Origin of the sequence: Streptomyces cinnamoneus, assembly GCF_014650495.1 — a bacterium.
GTDB lineage: Bacteria > Actinomycetota > Actinomycetes > Streptomycetales > Streptomycetaceae > Streptomyces > Streptomyces cinnamoneus.
In genome coordinates, this window is sequence record NZ_BMVB01000062.1 from 1 (window position 1) to 3624 (window position 3624).

The 3624-nt window shown below is 71.9% G+C and carries 4 protein-coding genes; 3 read left to right on the forward strand and 1 reads right to left on the reverse strand.

Features of this window, described 5'->3' with window-relative positions; all coding sequences use genetic code 11:
• Positions 1-551: 551 nt before the first annotated feature.
• Positions 552-1181, reverse strand: coding sequence for a type III effector protein (locus tag IE182_RS31410; RefSeq protein WP_190113401.1), 630 nt, complete (start codon positions 1179-1181; stop codon positions 552-554).
• Positions 1182-1310: 129 nt separating this feature from the next.
• Here IE182_RS31410 and IE182_RS31415 point away from each other — a divergent pair, with 129 nt between their 5' ends.
• From IE182_RS31415 to IE182_RS31425, 3 genes are all read left to right on the forward strand, one after another.
• Positions 1311-1742, forward strand: a complete 432-nt coding sequence (locus tag IE182_RS31415; RefSeq protein WP_190113402.1) for an Hsp20/alpha crystallin family protein — start codon at positions 1311-1313, stop codon at positions 1740-1742.
• 103 nt (positions 1743-1845) lie between these two features.
• Positions 1846-2241: a DUF2267 domain-containing protein gene (locus tag IE182_RS31420; RefSeq protein ID WP_190113404.1), complete on the forward strand. Its 396-nt coding sequence runs from the start codon at positions 1846-1848 to the stop codon at positions 2239-2241.
• Between the two features lie 57 nt (positions 2242-2298).
• Entirely contained in the window at positions 2299-2742 is a 444-nt protein-coding gene (locus tag IE182_RS31425) for a DUF2267 domain-containing protein (protein WP_190113403.1), read from the forward strand.
• Positions 2743-3624: the final 882 nt, after the last annotated feature.

The window sequence follows — 3624 nt, forward strand, 5'->3', positions numbered from 1 at the left end:
CGACGCACCATGACGGACTCCTGCCCGGGAGAACGGCTGATCCACCACACGGGCAAGAGCCATCAGACACTGCCTAGCCCATTCTTGATCGGCTACCGCAGGGCAATCCTGGACCCCCGCCATGCCCTCAGGCGGCCGCGAGCAGGGTGGCTATCGGCATCGCCCCGGCAGACACCTGTCGCCGCCTTGCGGCCCCGCGCCGGTCTCCGGCCTTGCTCAAGTTCCGGTGCTGACGGTCGTGCTGCCGGTGGGGCAGTGGGCCCGGTAGAGAACGGCGGCCGGGCCAAGCGGGCCGGGCGGCCAGGGTCTGGCCTTCGATGGCGGCGACCAGGTTCTCCCAGGCGGCCGCTGCGACATCACCCCGGACGCGACAGCGACCGTCCGTGCCGTACGCGAGAAGTACGGAACCGTGCCGGCCTCCGTATTGGCCAGGAGGCGCACTCGTCCTGGCGCGGCCACTGCACCGTGCCCCGCAAGCGGTAAGGGGCATACAGCAGGCCCCCGAGCCGACTCAGGAACGGTCGGGGTAGGTCGCGGTGCGCCGGGCGGGGTCAGGGGGGTGCGAGGGTGTCGAGCCGGGCGGCGAGGTCGGGGTGGGCGGCGGCCAGGTGGGGACGGGCAGCGGCCAGGGGGGCGATGAGGCCGGCGGGGTCGTCGTGAGCGAGGGCCGCGTGGAGGTCGCCGAGCGGGCGGCGGGCGGCGGGTGGGAGGTCGGTGAGTGCGGTGATCTGGCCGGCGAGGCGGCGTAGGTCGGCGGCGTTGTGGCGGGCCCAGGTGGCGGTGGTGCGGTCGGCGGCCCGGGCCTGACGGGTGGCCTGGACGCGCTGTTCGCCGGTGGTCCCGGCGGGGCCGGGGCGGCCGCGCAGGTAGCGGCGCTCGGCGGCCTGGCGGCTGGCGACACCGAGGGGGTGGGCGAGATCGGCCCAGCTGGCGCCCGCGTCGCGGGCCGTTTCGATCAGGCCGGTCTCCCACCCGGCGAGCCGCTCGCGGACCTGCCGCAGCAGTGACAAGGAGGCCAGGGCCTGCTCCGGTGCCGGCCCGGCGCCGGGGGTGTCGGGGGCCTCGTGCTGGGCGGTGCGCAGTGCGTGGTCTATGGCGTCAAGGGCCGCGGCGGCGGCGAGGAACGACGGCGGGCTGTGGGCGTCGGTGCTGGGCGAGGACGGCTGGTCGGCCGGGGTCACGGGCCCCTCCCTCAAGGTTGTCATCATGTGGACGACATCGTGTTTGTCATCCATTGGATGACATGCTACAACGGTTTCAGTGAGGCGCATTGGCAGCAACTGCCTGAACCTGCTGGAGGTGTTTTCACGATGTTGATGCGCACTGACCCCTTCCGTGAGCTGGACCGGCTGGCGCAGCAGCTGATGGGCCCGGGTACCTGGTCGAGGCCGTCGGCGATGCCGATGGACGCCTACCGCGAGGGTGACGAGTACGTGGTGGCCTTCGACCTTCCCGGTGTCACCGCGGACGCGATCGACATCGACGTCGAGCGGAACATGCTGACGGTCAAGGCCGAGCGCCGGCCGGTGGCGAAGGCCGACGACGTGCAGATGGAGCTGTCCGAGCGGCCGCTGGGCGTCTTCTCCCGTCAGATCGTGCTCGCCGACACCCTCGACACCGAGCACATCAAGGCCGACTACGACGCGGGCGTGCTCACGCTGCGCATCCCGATCGCCGAGCGGGCCAAGCCCCGCAAGATCTCCATCGGCGTCGGGACCGGCCACAAGGAGATCTCCGGCTGACGCCGGCCGGACAGGTGCGGAGGACGGGCACCTGATCTCTCCCCCTGACCCGCCCTCCGCACCCCGTGGGCAGTCCGAAGAGCAAGGAGGGGTGGTGGCCGAGATGACTCTGCGACGCGAAGCGTTCCTCGACCACGTGACCGAACGCGGCGAGTACGACACTGTGGAGGAAGCCGAGCGCGCGGCCCGTGTGGTGCTCGCCCTGCTCGGCGCGCACCTGGTCGGCGAGGTCCGTGCCCAGCTCGCAGCACGCCTGCCGGAGGGCTTCGCCCTGATCCTGCTCAACCCGCTGCAGAGCGCCGAGCCGCTGCCCCCGGAGCGGTTCGTGCGGGCGACCGCGGCCTGGATCGAGGGCGCCACCGAGCAGACCGCGACCTGGGACGTCAGCGCCGTGCTGTCCACGGTTGCCGACACGGCCGGCGACGACCTGCTGGGGCAGATCCTGCTTCAGCTCCCCGCCGGCTACGACCTCCTCTTCGGCCGCCCCCAGCCCACCTGACCCATACCTCGGTGCCGCATAACGGCACCCCTGGCTCCACGAAAGGCATGCACCGCAGTGATCACCGACGTGCGCGTACCGCTCGAGCGCCAGCAGCCGTACGGGGCGGCGTATGAGCAGATGCTGGAGAAGGTCCGCTACGAAGGCGCCTACCCCACCCGCGAGAGAGCCGACGAAGCCATCCGCCTGGTCCTGTCGGGACTGGGACGCCAGCTGACCGGCGACGAACGCGTCGACCTGGCCGCCTGCCTGCCCCTGGAGGCCGCACGCGTCCTGACCGCACAGATCCCTGACACCCAGCCGCTGACCGGCTGGGCCTTCGTCAAGGACCTCGCCGCCCGCACCGGCGCCTCCCTGGCCACCACCCGCTGGGACACCGGATCCGTCTTCTCCGCCGTCGCCGCCCACGCCGGCCCCGACCTCCTCACCCGCATCCTCCACCAGCTCCCCACCGGCTACGCCCTGCTGTTCGGCCGCGCCGAACTCACCTCCGCCGCATAACTGGGAACCGTGTCCCTCCGGCGCCAACGCGGTGGGAAACCGCGACCCGTGCACCCGCCGTCGTCAAGGCCCCACGGTCCCCGTGCCGTGGGCGGCCCCGGAACCGCGCCCGGCCCCCTCCGGCCGGGCTCCCTGCGGCCAAGGCCCCGACCGCAGATCGGGGCCGACAGCGGCGCGACGCCATCCGTGGCTGCCCCTACGGTCTCGGGCATGACAAAAGCGATCTTGATGTACGGCCTGGCCCGCGGACGTGTCCTCACCACCCAGCGGACCGATGGCGGAGTCTTCCGCGAGGCCGGCTGGAGCTATCAGCTGACCGACGAGCGGGACAAGAAGGGACAAGGGCGCCAAGGGCTTCGTCGTCCCCCGCCGCTGGCGTGTCGAAGACGACCGCCATCGCCGCCAGAAGAAGTAGCGTCGGCACGAGGCAATCTGGATCCGCCCCTTCTTCACCGATGCGCATGAGCAGCCCGGGCTCGCCCGACGGCCGTGCAACCGCCGGCGACAACAGGGCCGGGAGACTCGCGGTGGTAGAGGCCGCACAGGCACCTGCACCAAGGGAGGGCGGGCTTGGTGCACCGACCTCGATAAGGCCCGGGAGCTGGCCAACGCCTTCACCGCCTACCGGCTTCACGCGAGCGAGCGCCCCGCCGGCGGCGACTTCGGATGCCTGCGGGCCGCGGCTTCCGTTCGACACACGGCCGACCGGGCGACCGAAGTCCGCCACGCCGACGCCCGAGCCCTCGTGGTACCCGGGCGAGAAGCCCCGCCATCGGCTCCGGCTTCCGTGACTCCCCGGACAGCCCCTAGTAGTGCTTTGTTAGGTGGCCCTTGTCGTGGTGGGTGGGCGGTAGTTCGCTGGCTGTATGAGGGCTGGGGAGC